Genomic DNA, 18,704 nt, shown 5'->3' with positions numbered 1-18,704 from the left:
CCGATCAGACCGGAGGATATGCCGGGGGTGGGTAGCCGTTGCCGTCGACCACGCCGCGAAAGCCCCACGTCATGTAATTGAAGAAGAACTCGATCTCGTCGCTCATGTCGTAGTCAGGATTCGGATCCATCTGGCCACCTCTCGAGTCGCGACTTCGTGCAGCAGTGTACTCCCACCGGTGAGCACGGCGACAGCCAACAAGCGCATTGCCTACACTGTCCAACTAGTTGATAGAGACCTGGTAGAGACCACGTCAAGAGCCGGCCGTGCTGATAGCGAGTAGACATGCCATCCGAAAACGGGGTTTCCCGCCGCGAAGAGTTGTTGGCGGTGGCCACCAAGCTGTTTGCAGCCCGCGGGTATCACGGCACCCGCATGGACGACGTTGCCGATGTGGTCGGGTTGAACAAGGCGACGGTCTACCACTACTACGCCAGCAAGTCGCTGATCCTGTTCGATATCTACCGTCGCGCCGCCGAGGGAACGCTGGCCGCCGTGCACGACGACCCGTCCTGGACCGCCCGCGAAGCGCTGTACCAATACACCGTCCGGCTGCTGACCGGGATCGCGCAAAATCCCGAACAGGCCGCGGTGTACTTCCAAGAGCAGCCCTATATCACCGAGTGGTTCACCGAAGAGCAGGTCGCCGAGATCCGCGAGAAAGAAGCCCAGGTCTATGAGCATGTGCATGGCCTCATCGACCGCGGCATCGCCAGCGGCGAGTTCTATGACTGCGACTCGCACGTGGTGGCCTTGGGCTACATCGGGATGACGCTGGGCAGTTATCGCTGGCTGCGGCCCAGTGGGCGGCGCACGGCCAAGGAAATCGCGGCCGAGTTCAGCACCGCGCTGCTGCGGGGGCTGATCCGTGACGAATCCATCCGCAGGGAGTCGCCGCTGGGCCCCCGAGCCGAAACCGAGGCAAGCCGGTGATCTGGATGGTCTTCAGTTATGCCCCCGGGTAACTCGATGTCGCACCATGTCGATGTCGCACCCCTTATCGAGGACGGTCAACCGTCCGACCGCCCCGGTGGGAGCCGTTGCGATACAGCGACGCCATGACGGCGGGCCTTCTGCAACGCCTGGCGGCCACGGTGGGCTCACCTCATGTGCTAACCGACGCCGACGTGCTGGCCGGCCGTAGCGTCGACTACACCGGCCGCTACCGGGGACGCGCCAGCGCGCTGGTCCGGCCGGGCTCGGCGGAGGAGGTCGCTGCGGTGCTGCGGGTGTGCCGCGACGCCGGGAGGCATGTCACGATCCAGGGCGGTCGCACCTCGCTGGTGGCGGGCACCGTGCCGGAGCACGACGATGTGCTGCTGTCCACCGAGCGGCTGTGCGCCGTCGGCGATGTCGACACCGTCGAGCGGTGTATCCGGGTCGGCGCCGGTGTCGCGCTTTCCACGGTGCAGCGGGCCGCGGCCGCGGCCGGTTTGCTGTTCGGTGTGGACCTGGGGGCCAGGGACACCGCGACGGTGGGCGGCATGGCCGCCACCAACGCTGGCGGGCTGCGTACCGTCCGCTATGGAAATATGGGGGAGCAGGTCGTCGGCCTGGAAGTCGCGCTGCCCGACGGCTCGTTGCTGCGCCGGCACAGCCGGGTGCGTCGCGACAGAACCGGCTATGACCTGCCGGCGCTGTTCGTCGGCGCCGAAGGCACGCTGGGTGTCATCACGGCGCTTGACCTGCGCCTGCGCCCTATTCCGCGATATCGGGTGACGGCCATATGCGGGTTTGCCGAGCTCGAGGAGCTCGTCGACGCCGCCCGGGTGTTACGCGACGTCGACGGGATCGCGGCCCTGGAATTGATCGACGGCCGGGTGAGTGCGCTGACCCGCGAGCACGTGGGGGTGCCGGCGCCCGTCCGGGGCGAATGGCTGCTGTTGGTCGAGCTGGCCGCCGACGAGGATCAGACGCGGCGGCTCGATGCGGCGCTAAGCGGCGCGCGGATGTGCGACGAGCCCGCGGTCGGTGTGGATGCGGCTGCGCGGCAGCGCTTATGGGCGGTGCGGGAATCGATCGCCGACGTCCTCGGTGTGTTCGGGCCGCCACTGAAGTTCGACGTTTCGCTGCCGCTGTCCGCGATCAGCGAGTTCGCTCGCAAAGCGACGGCTTTGATTCAGGCGCGCATTCCCGAAGCTTTGCCGGTGTTGTTCGGCCACGTCGGCGAGGGCAACCTGCACCTCAACGTGCTGAGATGCGCGCCGGAGCGCGAGCCCGAAGTGTACCCGGCGATGATGGATCTCGTCGAAGCCGCCGGCGGCAACGTGAGCTCCGAGCACGGGGTGGGCAGCCGCAAACGCGCCTACCTCGGCATGTCGCGCGAGCCTGCCGACATCGCCGCGATGCGGAGCGTCAAGGCCGCTTTCGATCCAACCGGTTACCTCAACGCCGCGGTAATGTTCGACGTGTCCTAGCCCGGTCTGCTGGCCTGCCGGCCCGCCGGCCCGCTTCGACGAGGCAGAAGCTACCCACGGCTTGCGTGGTGTCAATCGAGTGAAACCCCTGCCGGGGCTTCCCATTCGCGAACCCACGCAGGCTTCGAAGCCACGCAGGCTTTCCCGATATGCTCGGCCTATGCCGTTCGTGAGCAAGACCGTCGAGGTCGCCGCCGACGCGGCCTCGATTATGGCTATAGTGGCGGACTTCGAGTCGTATCCGCAGTGGAATGAGGAGGTCAAGGGTCTTTGGGTGTTGGCCCGCTACGCTGACGGGCGGCCCAGCCAGCTGCGCATCGACACCGCGGTCTCCGGCATCGAGGGCACCTATATCCAGGCCGTGTACTACCCGAGCCCGACTCAGATTCAGACCGTCATGCAGCAGGGCGACTTGTTCACCAAACAAGAGCAGCTCTTCAGCGTGGTAGAGCTCGGCCCCACATCGTTGCTGACGGTGGACATGGACGTGGAGCCCGCCATGGCGATACCGTCACCGATGGTGAAAAAGGCGATCAACAACGCGCTGGACTACCTGGCCGACAACCTCAAAAAGCGGGCCGAGCAGTTGGCGGCCGGCTCCTAATCGCCCCTGGCGCCTCGCCCCTGGCGCCGGTGCGTTAGACGAAGGCCCGCCTCCCGGTAGCAGCGGCCGCCGTGGTGTGCGGACGTGGCCGCAGGCCGCGCTGGCTTTCGGCGGTTTTACGGCGGCGAGCAGCCCAAGGTGTGTTCCCGGTCGCCGCTCGCGGCGTCGATGAGAACATGCGTGACGTGCCTGTGGGTACGGTGGGTGAAATTGTCTACCGGGAACCGACATTGGTGAGCGGCGCCACGGGGCTGGCGATTGCCGATGCGTTACCGGGCGACCCGGCGGGCAAGGTGCTCAAGGCCGAGCGGTGGGCGCGCTCCGGGGCATCGCAGACGCGCAACGCCTGAAGCGCCGCTCTCCCAGGGGCAGCCCCCAAGGCCCGACAAATCGTTTGGCGACTATCCCGTATCCCGCTGGGAAACTGGCGAGGAAATTGACACAAGGCTAATAGCGCGGATAGGGCACTTCCCCGACCAACCATCGGGTACAGTCCTGTGGTCTCCCTTACTACCTGCGAGTAAGGAGGCGGCGGTCACGCACCTAGGGCTGGGACAAGCGGGAGGCGTGAGGCATCAGGTGGCACGACGCCGGAACATTCGCGGTCTCGTCGAAAGGAGACAGCGGTGACGGCAGCGACCAGGCCGGGGTTGCTCGATTACGTGCGCGATCGGACGGCGGCACCGCTGATGACGATCGGCGGCTTTTTCCGGATGTGCGTGCTGACCGGCAAGGCGCTGTTCCGATTTCCGTTCCAGTGGCGTGAGTTCGTCCTGCAGTGCTGGTTTCTGATGAGGGTCGCGATCTTGCCGACCATGGCGGTTTCGGTACCGGTGACGGCGCTGTTCATCTTCACGTTCAACGTGCTGCTGATCCAGGTCGGCGCCGCGGACATCTCGGGGGCGGGCGCCGGGATTGCGGTGATCACCCAGATCGGCCCGATCGTGACCGTGTTAGTGATCGCGGGCGCAGGGGCCACGGCCATCTGCGCCGACCTGGGCGCACGCACCATCCGTGAGGAGATCGACGCCATGGAGGTGCTCGGCATCGACCCCATCCACCGGCTGGTGGTGCCCCGGGTGCTTGCCGCGGCGCTGGTCGCGACGTTGCTCAACGGTCTGGTGAGCATGGTGGGGCTGGTCGGCGGCTACCTCTTCGGCGTCTACCTGGAAAACGTCTCGGGCGGAGCTTATCTCGCCACGCTGACCCTGGTCACCGGCCTGCCCGAAGTGGTGATCTCGACGGTCAAGGCCATGACGTTCGGGCTCATCGCCGGCCTGGTTGGCTGCTACCGGGGCCTGACCGTGCGCGGCGGCGCCAAGGCCCTGGGCACCGCCGTCAACGAGACCGTGGTGCTGTGCGTGGTCGCGCTCTACGCGGTCAACGTGGTGCTGACCGCCATCGGTGTGCGATTCGGGTCGGGGCACTGACATGACGACGGCCCAAATACTGCGCGCCCGCTTCCCGCGGACGGTCGCCAACCTGCGCCGCTACGGCGGCGCTGCGACCCGCTCCCTGGACGAGGCCGGGAAGCTGGGCTGGTTCACGCTGGTCGGCGGTCGCGACATCGCGTGGGCACTGGCCCGCTACCGCCGGGAAATCCTGCGGCTGATCGCCGAGGTCGGCATGGGCACCGGCGCCATGGCCGTCGTCGGCGGCACCGCGGTGATCATGGCTTTCGTGACATTGTCCTCGGGGTCGCTGGTCGCTATCCAGGGCCTTGCGTCGCTGGGCCAGATCGGTATCCAGGCGCTCCTCGGCTTCGTCGCCGCGCTGATCAACGTGCGGCTTGTCGCACCCGTCGTCGCCGGCGTCGTGCTCGCGGCCACGGTCGGCGCCGGCGCCACCGCCGAGCTGGGCGCCATGCGGATCAGCGAGGAGATCGACGCGCTGGAGGTGATGGGCATCAACTCGATGGCCTATCTGGTGTCCACCCGGGTGCTGGCCGGGCTGGTGATCATCATCCCGCTTTACTCGCTCGGGCTCATCATGTCGTTCCTGTCGCCGGCGGTCGTCACGACGGTGCTGTACGGGCAGGCCGCGGGAACCTATAACCACTACTTCCGGACATTTCTGCGCCCCAACGATGTTTTCTGGTCATTCGGGGAAGTCGTCGCTCTCGCCGCCATCGTGATGCTCACTCACTGTTACTACGGCTATAACGCTGCCGGCGGCCCGGTCGGTGTCGGTGAGGCTGTGGGCCGCTCCATGCGTTTCTCGCTGGTCTCGGTGAATGTCGTGATCCTGCTGGCCGAAATGGCGCTCTACGGCGTCGACCCGAACTTCAATTTCACCGTGTAGGCCGACGGGGAAAGCCATGACTGCGCCGCACGGGAAGCCGAACAAACCCCCCGCCCGGCCGTACCGATTGATCGGCGTGGGGGTTTATCTGATCGCCGCGCTGGTGGTGTGGTTGGTCTATCTGCAATACAAAGGGGATTTCACGCCGAAGACGCCGTTGACAATGATTTCCTCCCGCGCGGGCCTGGTGATGGATCCGGGTGCGAAGGTCACCTATAACGGGGTGCAGATCGGCCGGGTGGCAAGCATTTCGGAGATCAGACAGGACGGCAAGCCGGCGGCTAAGTTCATCTTGGACGTCCATCCGAAGTACCTGAAGCTTATTCCGGCAAACGTGGACGCAAGGATCGTGGCCACCACGGTGTTCGGCCAAAAGTACGTGTCCTTGACGTCGCCGAAACGTCCTACACCACAACGGATCACACCACAGAAGGTGATCGACGCCAGGTCGGTGACAACGGAGATCAACACGTTGTTCCAGACGATCACGTCGATCGCCGAGCGGATAGATCCCGTCAAGGTCAACCTGACGCTGAGTGCGGCCGCGCAGGCGTTGAGCGGGCTGGGGGATAAGTTCGGCGAGTCACTGGTCGACGCAGACGCTGTCCTCGACGATGTGAATCCGCAGCAGCCACAAGTCCGCCACGACATCCAGCAGTTGGCGGCTCTGGGCGATATCTATGCCGACAGCGCTCCGGATCTGTTGGAATTCCTCACCAATGCGGTGATCACGGCGCGCACGATTCACCGCCAGGAAAAAGATCTGGACGAGGCGTTGTTAGCGGCGAGTGGGTTGGGTAACACCGGCGCCGACATTTTTCACCGGGGCGGGCCATACCTGCAGCGCGGGCTCGCCGATCTGGTGCCCATCGCCCAGCTGCTCGACACCTACAGTCCCGAACTGTTTTGCACGGTCCGCAACTATCACGACGTGGAACCCAAGATCTTTCAAGTGACGGGTGGCCGCGGGGGGTACGCGCTGCGAACCAATACCGAGGTGCTATCCGGGTTGGGCGCGATACTGACCCCCGCCGGCCTGACCGGAACGGTTCTGAGCCAGGGGCTTTTAGGGCTGGCCGGACTGGTGGGCGGAGCGCCAAATCCCTATATCTATCCGGAGAATTTGCCGCGGGTGAACGCGCACGGCGGCCCGGGAGGGGCGCCGGGTTGCTGGCAGACGATCACCCGTGATTTCTGGCCCGCGCCGACGTTGGTCATGGACACCGGCAACAGCGTCGCGCCGTATAACCACATCGAGACCGGCTCACCGTACGCAATCGAGTATGTGTGGGGCCGTCAGGTAGGGGATAACACGATCAACCCATGAAAATCACCGGTATCTTAGTCAGATTCAGCATTTTCTCGTTGGTGCTGCTGATCTTCACCGCCGTGATCGTGGTGGTGTTCGGTCAGCTGCGCTTCGAGCGGGCGTACAGCTACTCCGCGGAGTTCAGCAACGCCAGCGGGCTGCGCGAAGGCCAGTTCGTGCGCGCCTGCGGGGTCGAGGTCGGCAAGGTCACACGCGTACGGCTTATCGACGGCGGCAAACGGGTACGGGTCGATTTCACGGTCGACCGCTCGGTGCCGCTTTACCAGTCGACGAGCGCGGCGATCCGTTATCTGAACCTAATCGGTGACCGCTACGTGGAGCTCAAGCGCGGGCAAGGCGAAGCCGCTGACCGGATTCTGCCGCCGGGTGGCTTCATCCCACTGTCACGGACGCAGCCCGCCCTGGATCTGGATGCGCTCATCGGCGGTTTCAAGCCGTTGTTCCGGGCGCTCGATCCGCAGAAAGTCAACGCCATCGCATCGGCCATCATCACCGTGTTTGATGGTCAAGGCGGCACCATCAACGACATCCTCGAGCAGACCGCGCAGGCCACGTCGTATATCGCCGAGCGTGACCGGGCGATCGGTGAGGTGATCAAGAACCTCAACACCGTGCTGGACACGACGGTCCGGCATCGCCAGGAGTTCGACCAGAGCCTCGACAACTTCGAGAAGCTGATCAGCGGGCTGAGCGATCATGGCGGCACGCTGGCGGCAGGCACCGCGCACATCAGCGACGCCGCCGGCACTCTGGCCGACCTTCTTGCCGACGACCGTGCTTTGCTGCACAAGGAATTGAACTACTTGCAGGCTGTCGCGCAACCGATCATCGATCAGCGCGATAGCTATGACGATCTTTTCCGCCGGGCCCCGGGCGCGCTGAACGCAATTGGGCGCGTCGTCGGCGCATACGGCGACTGGGTGAACTTCTACGCCTGCGACGTCACGATCAAATGGAACGGGCTGCAGCCGGGTGGCCCGGTCCGCACGGTCAGGATTTGGCAGCAGCCCAGCGGTAGGTGCACGCCGCAATGAGAGCACTCGAACCGCCGAACCGGCTTCGCATCGGGCTCATCGGCATCGTCGTGACGGTGCTGCTCATCGCCGTGGGCCAAAGCCTCACCAGCGTGCCGATGCTGTTCGCCCAGCCCAGCTACTACGGGCAGTTCACCGACACCGGTGGGGTGGATACCAACGACAAGGTGCGCATCTCCGGCGTGGATGTCGGCACCGTGGAGGCGCTCAAGATCGACGGCGACCATATCCTGGTCAAATTCTCAACCGGCGGCACCACCATCGGCACCGAGAGCCGGCTGGCGATCAAAACCGACACCATCTTGGGCAAAAAAGTGCTCGAGATAGAGCCCCGGGGCACCCAGGAGCTACGGCCGGGCGCCGTGTTGCCGTTGGGTCAAAGCACCAGCCCATACCAGATTTACGACGCTTTTTTCGATGTCACCAAGGCCGCCGCCGGCTGGGACATCGACACCGTCAAACGGTCGCTGACGGTGCTGGCGCAGACCGTCACCGAGACCTATCCGCACCTGAGTCCCGTCCTGGAGGGTCTGGCCAAACTCTCCGACACCATCGGTAACCGTGACGAAGAAGTCAAACATCTACTCGCGCAAGCCAACAAGGTGGCCAGCGTGCTCGGTGACCGCAGCCAGCAGATCGACCGGCTGCTGGTCAACGCGAAGACGCTGCTGGCCGCGTTCAACCAACGCAGCCGCGCCATCGACGCGCTGCTGAGAAATGTGTCCGCGGTTTCGGAGCAGCTGCGAGGGCTGATCGACGACAACCCGAACCTGAATCATCTCCTAGAGCAGTTGCGAACGGTAAGCGACCTGCTGGTGGCACGCAAGGACGACCTCGCCCAAGTCCTCACCGCCCTCGGCAAAGCCGCCGCGGCCATCAACGAAGCCGTCGCGTCGGGACCGTATTTCAAAGTGGTTCTGTCCAACCTGCTGCCGTCGTGGATTCTGCAGCCCTGGGTCGATGCCGCCTTCAAAAAACGCGGTATCGATCCCGAGGACTTCTGGCGCAGTGCGGGGCTACCCGCCTTCCGCTGGCCCGACCCCAACGGCACCCGTTTCCCCAACGGCGCGCCACCGCCCGCGCCACCGGTCCTGGAGGGCACCCCGGATCATCCGGGACCGGCCGTCCCGCCCGGCTCCGCGTGCTCGTACGCGCCGGCACCCGACGCACTGCCGCGACCGTGGAACCCGTTGCCGTGCACAGCTGTCGATGTGGGCCCCTTCGGGGGCAGCTTCCCGGCGCCGATTGATGCGCAAACCTCTCAGCCGAATCCCGAAGGCGTGCCGCCGGCACCCGGCATCCCGATCGCCGGGCGGCCCGGTGAGCCGCCGCCGGATGTCCCGGGCACGCCCGCACCGCTGCCGCCGAACGCGCCGCCGGGCGCGCGCAGCGAGAACCTGGCACCGGCCGGCCCGACGCCGCCACCGTCAACGTTCGCGCCGGGGCTGCCACCCGGGCCGCCGGCGCCGCCGGGACCGGGACCGCAGTTGCCCGCCCCGTTCATCACGCCCGGGGGCACCGGAGGCAGTGGAGCTGAGACGGGAGGTAGCCAGAATTGAGCACCGTCTTCGATATCCGCAACCTGCGGTTGCCGAGAATGTCGCGGGCCTCGGTGATCATCGGATCGCTCGCGGTGGTGCTGGCCCTCGGCGCAGCGTTCGCCGGCAGGCAGCTGTACCGGGAGTTGACCAACAACACCGTCGTGGCTTATTTCCCCCAGGCCAACGCGCTCTATGCCGGCGACAAGGTGCGGATCATGGGGGTGCAAGTGGGCTCGATCGACAAGATCGAGCCGGCCGGCGACAAGATGAAGGTCACCTTTCACTACCGCAACAGGTACAAGGTGCCCGCCAACGCCTCGGCGGTCATCCTCAACCCCACCCTGGTGGCGTCGCGTTTCATCCAGCTGGAGCCGCCGTATCGAGGTGGTCCGGTGCTCGCCGATAACGCGGTGATCCCGATCGAGCGCACCCAGGTGCCCACGGAATGGGACCAGTTGCGCAACAGCGTCACGAACATCATTTCCAAACTCGGTCCGACGCGAGAGCAGCCCACCGGACCCTTCGGGGAGGTGATCGAGTCGTTCGCCGACGGGCTGGCCGGCAAGGGCAAGCAGATCGGCGTCACGTTCGAGAGCCTGTCACGAGCGCTGAGCGCGCTGAACGAGGGCCGGGGCGACTTCTTCGCGGTGGTGCGCAGCCTGGCGCTGTTCGTCGACGCCCTGCACAAAGACGATCGGCAGTTCGTCGCGTTGAACAACAACCTGGCCCAGTTCACCGCCGGCCTGACTCGATCCGATCGGGACCTGGCGACCGCGACACAGCGGTTCGACACCCTGCTATCGACGCTGCGCCCCTTCTTGGCCAAAAACCGCGAGGTGCTCACCCACGACGTCGACAACCTGGCTGCGGCCACTACGGCGCTGGTTCAACCCGAGCCGTTAAATGGTTTGGAGACCGGGCTGCACGTCCTGCCGACAGCGGCGGCCAACGTCAACCAGATCTACCATCCGGCGCATGGCGCGGTGGTGGCCGTCGCGGCCCTACAGAACTTCGCGAACCCGGCACAGTTCATCTGCAGCTCGATTCAGGCCGGAAGCCGGCTCGGCTATCAAGAGTCCGCCGAGCTGTGCGCGCAATATCTGACGCCGATCCTGGATGCGATCAAGTTCAACTACCCGCCGTTCGGGCTCAACCTGTTCAGCACCGCCGCGACACTGCCCAAGGAGATCGCCTACTCCGAGCCGCGGCTGCAGCCGCCCAACGGCTACAAGGACACCACGGTGCCGGGGATCTGGGTGCCGGACACGCCGTTGTCGCACCGCAACACCCAGCCCGGCTGGGTAGCCGCGCCGGGCATGCAGGGCACGCAGGTGGGGCCGATCACGGCGGGTCTGCTGACCCCCGAGTCGCTGGCCGAACTGATGGGCGGCCCCGACGCGCCGCCTCCGCCGGCAGGGCTGCAAACCCCGCCGGGACCGCCGAACGCCTACGACGAGCAGCCGGTGTTGCCGCCGATCGGCGTGCCGGCCCCGCAGGTGCCGATCCCCCCGCCGCCACCGGCACCGGGGGTGGTCCCGGGTCCGGTCGCCCCGACGCCCGCGCCCGCCGGAGCGCCGCCGCCCGCGGCGGTGTCGACAGGGGCGGGCTCATGAGCAAGGTGCTCACGCTAGTTGGCCGGGCCCGCTACCGCGGCCGCCAAGCTCTGGCCCTGCTGGCGATCGCGTTGCTGGTGAGTTCTTGTGGCTGGCACGGAATCTCGAATGTGTCGATCCCCGGTGGCCCGGGCACCGGACCCGGCTCCTACACGATTTACGTTCAGGTCCCGGAGACGCTGGCGATCAACGCTAACAGCAAGGTATTAGTGGCCGACGTTGTGGTCGGCAAGATACGCGCGATCCAATTGAAGAACTGGATCGCCACCCTGACGCTGGGTTTAGACAAGAGCGTCAAGCTCCCCAAGAACGCGCTCGCCAGGATCGGGCAGACGAGCCTGCTGGGTACCCAGCATGTGGAGCTGGCGGCGCCGGCGAACCCTTCCCCGCAGCCGTTGCAGGAGGGCGACACCATCCCGCTGCGGAACTCGTCGGCTTACCCCAGCACCGAGCAAACCCTGGCCAGTCTGGCCCTGATCTTGCGAGGCGGAGGTGTCCCCAACCTCGAGGTGGTGCAGAACGAGCTCTACTACCTCGTAAAGGGGCGTGCTGGGCAGATCCGTGCTTTGCTCGGCAAGCTGGACGCCTTCACCGCCCAAGTGAACGGGCAACGTGACGACATCACCCGCGCGATCGATTCCACCAACCGTCTGTTGGCGTACGTGGGTCCCCACTCGGACGCTATCGATCGGGCCCTCACCGAATTCCCGCCGTTGATCAAGCATTTCGCAGACAAACAGGACCTGTTGATCAACGCGGTCGGCGCCCTGGGGCGCCTCAGCCAAGAAGCCGACCGGTACCTGTCGGACTCGCGGGTCAGCCTCGACCAAAATGTGCAATCGCTGCAGTGCCCCCTGCGAGAGCTTGGCCGCGCCGCGCCGTATCTCTTGGGGGCGTTGAAGATCCTCGGTACCCAGCCTTTCGACATCGACAGCGTGCCGAAGTTGATGCGAGGTGACTACATGAACTTGTCACTGACGCTCGACCTGACGCTGAGCGCCGTGGACAACGCGTTTCTCACCGGAACGGGGTTTTCGGGGGCGCTGCGCGCGCTGGAGCAATCCTATGGGCGCGACCCCGAAACCATGATTCCCGACGTTCGCTACACGCCCAACCCCAACGACGTGCCCGGCGGGCCGCTGGTGGAAAGGGCGGATCGGCGATGCTGAGCATACTTACCAAACGCCAGCTGACCGCGTTCGGCATCCTGACCGTGGTCGCGATCGTGGTGCTGGGCTGGTATTACCTACGGATCCCGACCCTGATGGGGATCGGGCAATACACGCTGAAGGCCGATCTTCCGGCTTCGGGCGGGTTGTATGCCACCGCCAACGTGACTTATCGCGGGATCACCATCGGCAAGGTCACCGCCGTCGAGCCGACCGAGACGGGGGCGCGGGCCACCATGAGCATCGCCAGCCGGTACAAGATCCCGATCGACGCGTCAGCGAACGTGCATTCGGTTTCCGCGGCCGGTGAGCAGTATCTGGACCTGGTATCGGTGGGCAACCCGGGCAAATACCTGTCGGCCGGGCAGACGATCACCAAGAGTAGCGTGCCCTCGGAGATCGGGCCCGCCCTGGACACCGCCTACAAGGGGCTGGAAGCGCTGCCCAAGGGCAAGATTTCCGCATTGCTTGACGAGACGTCGCAAGCGGTCGGCGGTCTGGGACCCGCCCTGCAACGGCTCGTCGATGCCACTCAGGCGATCACCCGGGACTTCAAGAGCCACATCGGCGATGTCAACGACATCATCCAAAACTCCGGGCCGGTCATCGACAGCCAAGTCAACTCCGGCGACGCGATCGCACGGTGGGCGCGCAACCTCAACAGCCTGGCCGCGCAGGCCGCGGACACCGACCAGCACCTGCAGAGCATCCTCGCCCAGGCCCCTCCGACCGCCGATCAGGTCAACGCGGTCTTCAGCGACGTCCGCGAGTCGCTTCCGGAAACGCTGGCGAATCTTGCGATCGTGCTGGACATGCTCAAGCGCTACCACAAGGGCCTCGAGCAATACCTGGTGTTTTTGCCGCAGGGGGCCGCCATCGCCCAGGCGGTTACCGCGCCGTATGAGAAGGAGGGCCTGGCATCGCTCGACCTCGCGCTGTCGATCAACCAGCCGCCTCCCTGCCTGACCGGCTTTCTTCCCGCATCTGAATGGCGGTCTCCGGCGGACACCAGCTCACAGCCGTTGCCGTCCGGGTTGTACTGCAAGATTCCGCAGGAGACACCGGCGAACGTGGTGCGCGGATCGCGCAACGTTCCGTGTGTCGACGTCCCCGGCAAGCGCGCTGCCACGCCGCGGGAGTGCCGCAGCGACCAACCGTACATCCCGTTGGGCACCAACCCCTGGTATGGCGACCCCAACCAGATCCGCAACTGCCCGGCGCCCGGGGCCCGGTGCGATCAGCCGGTGGATCCGGGCAGGGTGATACCGGCGCCGTCGGTCAACAACGGCCTGAACCCGGCTCCCGCCGACAAGCTACCGCCGGGGGGCTCACCGCCGCCGATCAGCGATCCGCTGCAACGGCCGGGATCAGGCACCGTGCAATGCAATGGTCAGCAACCCAACCCCTGCGTCTACACTCCCAGCCGGGGTCCCGCGGCAGTCTACAGCCCCCAAAGCGGTGAATTGGTGGGGCCCGACGGTGTGAAGTGGACGGTCGAAAGCTCGAGCAATACGGGAGACGACGGATGGCAGGACATGCTGACCCCGGTCGGCTGACTCCTACCGGCGCCCCTGATCCGTCGCTTTCGGAGGTGACGGCCGCGGATCCGGGGGGATCCGGGGCCGGAGCCGACCCGACCGGCCCGGAGGTGACGGCCGCGGATCCGGGGGGATCCGGGGCCGGAGCCGACCTGACCGGCCCGGAGGTGACGGCCGAAGTCCTGACCGGGGGCGGTGAGGATGCATCATCCGAAAGGGCGCTCGCTGTGGAGCGGGGCGCCTCGCGCCTGGGCGGTGGCTGGCTGCTTTGCATCGCCGCCGCCCTTGTGCTCCTCGCCGGCGGTGTCAGTGCGGGTGGCTATTTCGCGTTGCGAGCCCATCGTGAAGACCAGCGGATCGCCCGCGCCGACCGGACGGCCGTTGCGGCCGCGAAGGATTGTGTCGCCGCGACGCAGGCACCCGATACTGCGGCGATGGCCGCCGCCGCACAGAAGATCATCGAATGCTCTACCGGCGCTTTCGGTACCCAAGCCGTGTTGTACAGCGGCTTGCTCGTCGAGGCGTATCAGGCCGCCAACGTCCACGTTCAGGTGTCAGACATGCGGGCCGCGGTGGAGCGCAACAACGCCGACGGTTCCATCGATGTGCTGGTTGCACTCCGCGTCAAGGTGTCCAACGCTCAAGCCAAAAACCAGGAGAATGGCTATCGCCTGCGGGTGACGATGGCGCCCGATGAGGGGAAGTACAAGATTTCCAAGCTCGAACAGGTGACGAAGTGATAGCAGTGGCCGGGCAGACGACGGCCACGCATGCCGTTCGGGAAGAATCGCCGAATGACCTGGCGCGCTGGCACTTACGTGCCGGTGCTCTTGCGGTAGATCTACTGCCCGGTGTCGCGGTGGTGGTGACGACGGGGCTGACCGCCAAGGCTGTGGCGTCGCCGCTGCACGACACCTGGTTTTGGTTCTCGGTGGCTCTTGGTGGACTCGCGATCTTGCTCATGGCGGTCAACCGGTTGCTAACACCGGCAATCACCGGCTGGAGCCTGGGTCGTGCGGTTGCCGGCATCAGGGTGGTGCACCGTGATGGCGCGTCGGTCGGGCCGTGGCGGCTGCTGCTCAGGGATCTGGCCCACTTGCTGGATACCTTGTCGGTATCGGTGGGTTGGCTGTGGCCGCTGTGGGACTCGCGACGGCGGACCTTCGCCGACGTGTTGTTGCACACCGAGGTCCGGCGCGTCGAGCCGGCCCGGCGTCCCGGTGTCGTTCGTCGGTGGACCGCAGCGGCGGTAGCGGTGGCCGCGCTGGCTTGCGCATCAGGTGCCGCAGTGAGCTATTTCGTGGTGTACCTGCGTGACCGCGCCATCGACCGGGCCCGCGCGCAGATCGCCACGCAGGGCCCCAAGCTCGTGGCAGAGATGCTGAGCTACCACCCGAAAACGCTGGAGCAGGATTTTGAGCACGCACGCTCGTTGACGACCGATAACTACCGCGAGCAGCTGGCGACCCAACAGCGCGCCGTACAGAAAGGACACCCCGTCAACAACGAATATTGGGTGACCAACAGCGCGGTGCAGTCGGTGACACCGGATCGTGCGACCATGCTGTTGTTTTTGCAAGGTCAGCGCGGCGCTCCGCCCGACGAGCGGTTTATCAGCGCGACCGTTCGGGGGGCGTTTGTCAAAGGAGCGGATGCACGTTGGCGCATAGACGACCTCACCGTGCTGACTAAACCTAGAGCGGCCGGGAGCCGTAAATGAGCCCGCGCCGAAAGCTCCAGCCTGACGAGGGGCCGGTTGTTTTGGTACAGACAAGCCGGCCGCGCAGACGATTGTGGATTGTGCTGCCAGGGCAGTGGAAGCCACCGCAACACTGGGGCGTACCGCTCGCTATCAGCCTGGCGACGGCGGTCGCGGCAAGCGCCATCTCGGTGTGCGCGTTCATCCTGGTCCGGCACGAATCGCATCAACGAGTGGCAGCGAACGACAAGACGGTGCTCATCTCCGTTCGATCGTTTATGGCGGAGTTCACGTCCGTGGATCCGTTTCATGCCAACGACTATGTCGATCGCGTGTTAGCGCATGCTACCGGCGACTTCGCCAAGCAGTATCGCGGCAAGGAAAACGAGATTCTGCTACACGTCGCCCAGGCGGAACCAACCACGGGAACCGTCTTGGACGCCGGTGTGGAACGGTGGAACGACGATGGTAGTGCCAATGTCCTGGTGGTCACCGACGTGACAGCGAAATCTCCGGACGGCAAGCAGGTATTCGAGAAGACGAGTCGCTGGGCGGCAACGGCTAAGAAGGAAGGAGATCAGTGGAAGATCAGCAGTCTGCTGCAAGTGATCTGACCGACAAAACTTCCGATATCGCGTCCGCGGCCGATGCAGCGCACCGCAGCCAAGCGCCCGACACCGGTGCATGGCGAGTCGAGTCGCCAGCTCCGGAAGCTGAATCCACGCTCAATACCGACGAAAATAACTGCGCGTCAACACAATCCATCGACGATGCCCTCGATGACGCCGATGCTACCCAGGCGGACGGCATCACTGCCGACGGGGCAACGGACGAGGCCGGGGCCGCCGCTGAACAAGATGACGGGGTGGCCAGGAACCCGGTTCGCAAGCGTGTCGCCATCGCCGTTGGTGCGGCGGCGGCGTTGTTTGTGGGCTCCGCCGCCTTCGCTGGCGCAACGGTGCAGCCCTACCTCGCCGACGAGGCTACCGTGGCCACCAAGATCAACATCGCGCGGACGGCGGCCAATGCCGTCACAACGCTGTGGACCTACACCCCGGACAACTTGGATAAGCTTCCCGACCGAGCGGCGACGTATCTGAGCGGTGATTTCGAGGCCCAGTACCGCAAGTTTATCGATGCGATAGCGCCGGCCAACAAACAGGCGAAGATAACCAACAACACCCAGGTGGTCGCGGCGGCGGTGGAATCGTTGAACGGACCCGAGGCGGTCGCTATCGTCTACACCAACACCACGTCCACCAGTCCAGTGACCAAAGGTGTTCCCTCACTGAAATACCTGTCCTACCGGTTGTTCATGAAACGCGACCACGCGCGCTGGCGGGTAACCAGGATGACGACCATTACCTCGCTGGATTTGACGCCGCGCGTATAGGGCATGCGATAAAACCCGGACCCCATGACCGCTCGCCGGACCTGCCCGGGCCATGCTGAGCCTATTGCAGAAAATTCGCCGAATGACTGTGCCGTCCGTCATTGTCCCGGCTCACACTGACCCGACTTCCGCAGTTCGTAGGCATATTTCGGGGTAGCGCGGAGCGATTGTGCTGGTAGGAGGCTTGCAGAGTCACCGAAACGGCGGATTCGTGTAGGCACACGAGTTCTGGCGTGTCGCTGGACTTCACCAGCGAATATGTGCTAGCAGTGTAGGGGTGTACCTGCGGGAGACGAAGCGGCGCAACCGCGACGGGTCGACGGTGTCGTATCTGCAGCTGGCGCACAGCGAACGCCATCCGGTCACCGGGGTGCCCTCGGCGAAGGTGATCCACAACTTCGGCCGCGCTGACACCGTGGACCGCGACGCGCTGGCCCGACTGGTCGCCTCGATCTCGCGGTTCCTCGACCCGGCACAGGCGATCGCGGCCGCGCACACCGGCGAGATCGAGATCTTGGACTCGCGCCGCTTCGGCGGGGCATGGGTGCTCGACCAACTCTGGGACCGGCTGGGTGTGGGCGCGGCGCTGCGCCGGGTCGCCGCGGACCGGCGCCTGGACGCCGCGACCGTGGAGCGGGTGCTGTTCGCGCTGGTGGCGCAGCGGGCGCTGGAACCGGGCAGCAAGCTGGGCGCCACACGGTGGGTCGCCGAACGGGTCGCGATCGCCGAGTGCCCCGGGTTTTCCGATGACGCGGCGTATCGGTCGATGGACTTTTTGCTCGCCGCGCTAGGCGAGATCGCCGCGCAGATCTTCGATTCGGTCGCGCACCTGCTCAACCTGGACGTCGACATCGTCTTCATCGACACCACCTCCACCTACTGGGAGGTCGATGTGCCCGACGAACTGGCCGACCTGGCCCCCGAACCCGAGGTCGACGACGGCACCGCGAAAGCGGTCGAGCGGGCCGCGCGCCGGTTCGGCAAGTCCAAGGACCACCGCGACGACCGGCCTCAGGTGGTGATCGCGATGGCGGTGACCCGCGACGGAATCCCGGTGCGCTGCTGGACCTTTCCCGGCAGTGAGAGCGATCAGCGGATCATCCGCACGGTCAAAGACGATCTGGGATCGTGGAATCTGCACCGGCTGGTGTGGGTGGCCGACGCCGGGTTTGCTTCCGCGGCCAACCGCGCCTATCTCACCCGCGGCGGCGGGCACTACATCCACGCCGAGAAGCTGCGCCACACCAACGCCGAGGCCGCCGACGCGCTGGCCCGCCCCGGCCGTTACCACGACGTGGCCGACAACCTGCGGGTCAAGGAGATTCGGGTGGCACCCGGCGGCGGCAACAACGAGGGGGTGCGTGCGGAGCGGTTCGTGGTGTGCCACAACCCGGATGCCGCCGACCGTGACGCAGCAGTGCGTGAGCGGCTCATCGAGCACCTCTCCGGGCTGATCGATGGCTCGGACGCCTGGCCGAAACGCAAGCGCGACGAGTTCGTCGGCTCCTTGAAGGGCAAGCCCGGGCTGCGCAGGCTGTTGCGGCGCACCAAGACCGGGCTGCTGCGCATCGACCGCGCCGCCGCCCAACGTGAAGCCCACTACGACGGCAAGTGGCTGCTGCGCACTTCCGACCTCACGCTTACCGCCGAGGATTTGGCCGCCGCCTACAAGCAGCTGCTCGCGGTGGAACGCGGCTGGCGCGACGCCAAGAGCTCGCTGGGGCTGCGCCCGGTCTACCACCACCGCGAGGACCGCATCCGCGCTCACGTCCAACTGTGTTGGCTGGCACTGCTTCTCATCCGCGTCGCAGAAACCCGCACCGGCGACACCTGGCGCAATCTGCGCCACGAACTCGACCGCATGCACCTGGTCACCTTCGCCACCGCCGACGGCCGCGTGGCGCAACGCTCCGCCCTCACCGGCGATCAGAAAACCATCCTCGCCGCGCTCGACCTACCCGAACCACCCAAGTACCTCGCCTTCACACCCGGCATCGACGCCGCCGTCGCCGACTGACGAACCCCGCCCGGATCGCTGGCGTCGTGTAGTAACACGACCCAAATC

17 protein-coding genes and 1 pseudogene are annotated in these 18,704 nt (G+C 65.7%); 17 read left to right on the top strand and 1 reads right to left on the bottom strand.

Translation table 11 applies throughout. The features are described from left to right. Positions 1-4: 4 nt before the first annotated feature. Complete coding sequence (locus MSM1_RS05715; protein ID WP_213440583.1) at positions 5-130, bottom strand: hypothetical protein; 126 nt, start codon at positions 128-130, stop codon at positions 5-7. Between the two features lie 155 nt (positions 131-285). Between MSM1_RS05715 and MSM1_RS05710 the strand changes: the two genes are divergently transcribed. The 17 genes and pseudogenes from MSM1_RS05710 (at position 286) to MSM1_RS05630 (ending at position 18,656) form a co-directional block, all read left to right on the top strand. Continuing rightward, a complete protein-coding gene (locus MSM1_RS05710) occupies positions 286-933 on the top strand; it encodes a TetR/AcrR family transcriptional regulator (RefSeq protein ID WP_213440582.1) in 648 nt (215 codons plus the stop codon). Positions 934-1,058: 125 nt separating this feature from the next. Beyond that, positions 1,059-2,417, top strand: a complete 1,359-nt coding sequence (locus tag MSM1_RS05705; protein WP_213440581.1) for an FAD-binding oxidoreductase — start codon at positions 1,059-1,061, stop codon at positions 2,415-2,417. Positions 2,418-2,577: 160 nt separating this feature from the next. After that, positions 2,578-3,021 (top strand): SRPBCC family protein, encoded by a 444-nt coding sequence (locus MSM1_RS05700; protein ID WP_213440580.1) that lies wholly within the window; start codon positions 2,578-2,580, stop codon positions 3,019-3,021. A 140-nt stretch (positions 3,022-3,161) separates the two neighbouring features. Further along, positions 3,162-3,260, top strand: a pseudogene (locus MSM1_RS21550) (hypothetical protein); the annotation flags it as partial. 450 nt (positions 3,261-3,710) lie between these two features. Further along, entirely contained in the window at positions 3,711-4,451 is a 741-nt protein-coding gene (locus MSM1_RS05690; RefSeq protein WP_213441482.1) for an ABC transporter permease, read from the top strand. A gap of 1 nt (position 4,452) precedes the next feature. Then, complete coding sequence (locus MSM1_RS05685) at positions 4,453-5,322, top strand: ABC transporter permease (protein WP_213440579.1); 870 nt, start codon at positions 4,453-4,455, stop codon at positions 5,320-5,322. A 16-nt stretch (positions 5,323-5,338) separates the two neighbouring features. Further along, positions 5,339-6,649 (top strand): MCE family protein, encoded by a 1,311-nt coding sequence (locus MSM1_RS05680; RefSeq protein ID WP_213440578.1) that lies wholly within the window; start codon positions 5,339-5,341, stop codon positions 6,647-6,649. Next, on the top strand, positions 6,646-7,686 hold the full coding sequence (locus MSM1_RS05675) for a virulence factor Mce family protein (RefSeq protein ID WP_213440577.1): 1,041 nt from the start codon (positions 6,646-6,648) through the stop codon (positions 7,684-7,686). The genes MSM1_RS05680 and MSM1_RS05675 overlap by 4 nt, the downstream gene beginning before the upstream one ends. After that, positions 7,683-9,245: a virulence factor Mce family protein gene (locus MSM1_RS05670; protein ID WP_213440576.1), complete on the top strand. Its 1,563-nt coding sequence runs from the start codon at positions 7,683-7,685 to the stop codon at positions 9,243-9,245. Before MSM1_RS05675 ends, MSM1_RS05670 begins: the two co-directional genes overlap by 4 nt. After that, the gene (locus tag MSM1_RS05665) at positions 9,242-10,840 is read left to right on the top strand and encodes a virulence factor Mce family protein (protein WP_213440575.1); all 1,599 of its coding nucleotides are present in this window, start codon (positions 9,242-9,244) and stop codon (positions 10,838-10,840) included. The genes MSM1_RS05670 and MSM1_RS05665 overlap by 4 nt, the downstream gene beginning before the upstream one ends. Then, positions 10,837-12,009, top strand: a complete 1,173-nt coding sequence (locus MSM1_RS05660) for a virulence factor Mce family protein (RefSeq protein ID WP_213440574.1) — start codon at positions 10,837-10,839, stop codon at positions 12,007-12,009. Before MSM1_RS05665 ends, MSM1_RS05660 begins: the two co-directional genes overlap by 4 nt. After that, on the top strand, positions 12,003-13,565 hold the full coding sequence (locus MSM1_RS05655) for a virulence factor Mce family protein (protein WP_213440573.1): 1,563 nt from the start codon (positions 12,003-12,005) through the stop codon (positions 13,563-13,565). Before MSM1_RS05660 ends, MSM1_RS05655 begins: the two co-directional genes overlap by 7 nt. Beyond that, positions 13,535-14,287: a hypothetical protein gene (locus MSM1_RS05650; protein ID WP_236054758.1), complete on the top strand. Its 753-nt coding sequence runs from the start codon at positions 13,535-13,537 to the stop codon at positions 14,285-14,287. The genes MSM1_RS05655 and MSM1_RS05650 overlap by 31 nt, the downstream gene beginning before the upstream one ends. Further along, on the top strand, positions 14,287-15,267 hold the full coding sequence (locus tag MSM1_RS05645) for an RDD family protein (protein ID WP_374101693.1): 981 nt from the start codon (positions 14,287-14,289) through the stop codon (positions 15,265-15,267). The genes MSM1_RS05650 and MSM1_RS05645 overlap by 1 nt, the downstream gene beginning before the upstream one ends. Beyond that, positions 15,264-15,860 (top strand): mammalian cell entry protein, encoded by a 597-nt coding sequence (locus MSM1_RS05640; protein WP_213440571.1) that lies wholly within the window; start codon positions 15,264-15,266, stop codon positions 15,858-15,860. Before MSM1_RS05645 ends, MSM1_RS05640 begins: the two co-directional genes overlap by 4 nt. Then, complete coding sequence (locus tag MSM1_RS05635; RefSeq protein WP_213440570.1) at positions 15,827-16,639, top strand: mammalian cell entry protein; 813 nt, start codon at positions 15,827-15,829, stop codon at positions 16,637-16,639. Before MSM1_RS05640 ends, MSM1_RS05635 begins: the two co-directional genes overlap by 34 nt. A 277-nt stretch (positions 16,640-16,916) precedes the next feature. Next, positions 16,917-18,656 (top strand): IS1634 family transposase, encoded by a 1,740-nt coding sequence (locus tag MSM1_RS05630; RefSeq protein WP_213440569.1) that lies wholly within the window; start codon positions 16,917-16,919, stop codon positions 18,654-18,656. The last annotated feature ends 48 nt before the right edge of the window (positions 18,657-18,704 follow it).

The sequence above is a fragment of the Mycobacterium sp. SM1 genome (genome assembly GCF_018361265.1).
Lineage (GTDB): Bacteria > Actinomycetota > Actinomycetes > Mycobacteriales > Mycobacteriaceae > Mycobacterium.
The sequence above is the reverse complement of the archived record's forward strand: the minus strand, read 5'-3'. Positions and strand labels throughout refer to the sequence as shown.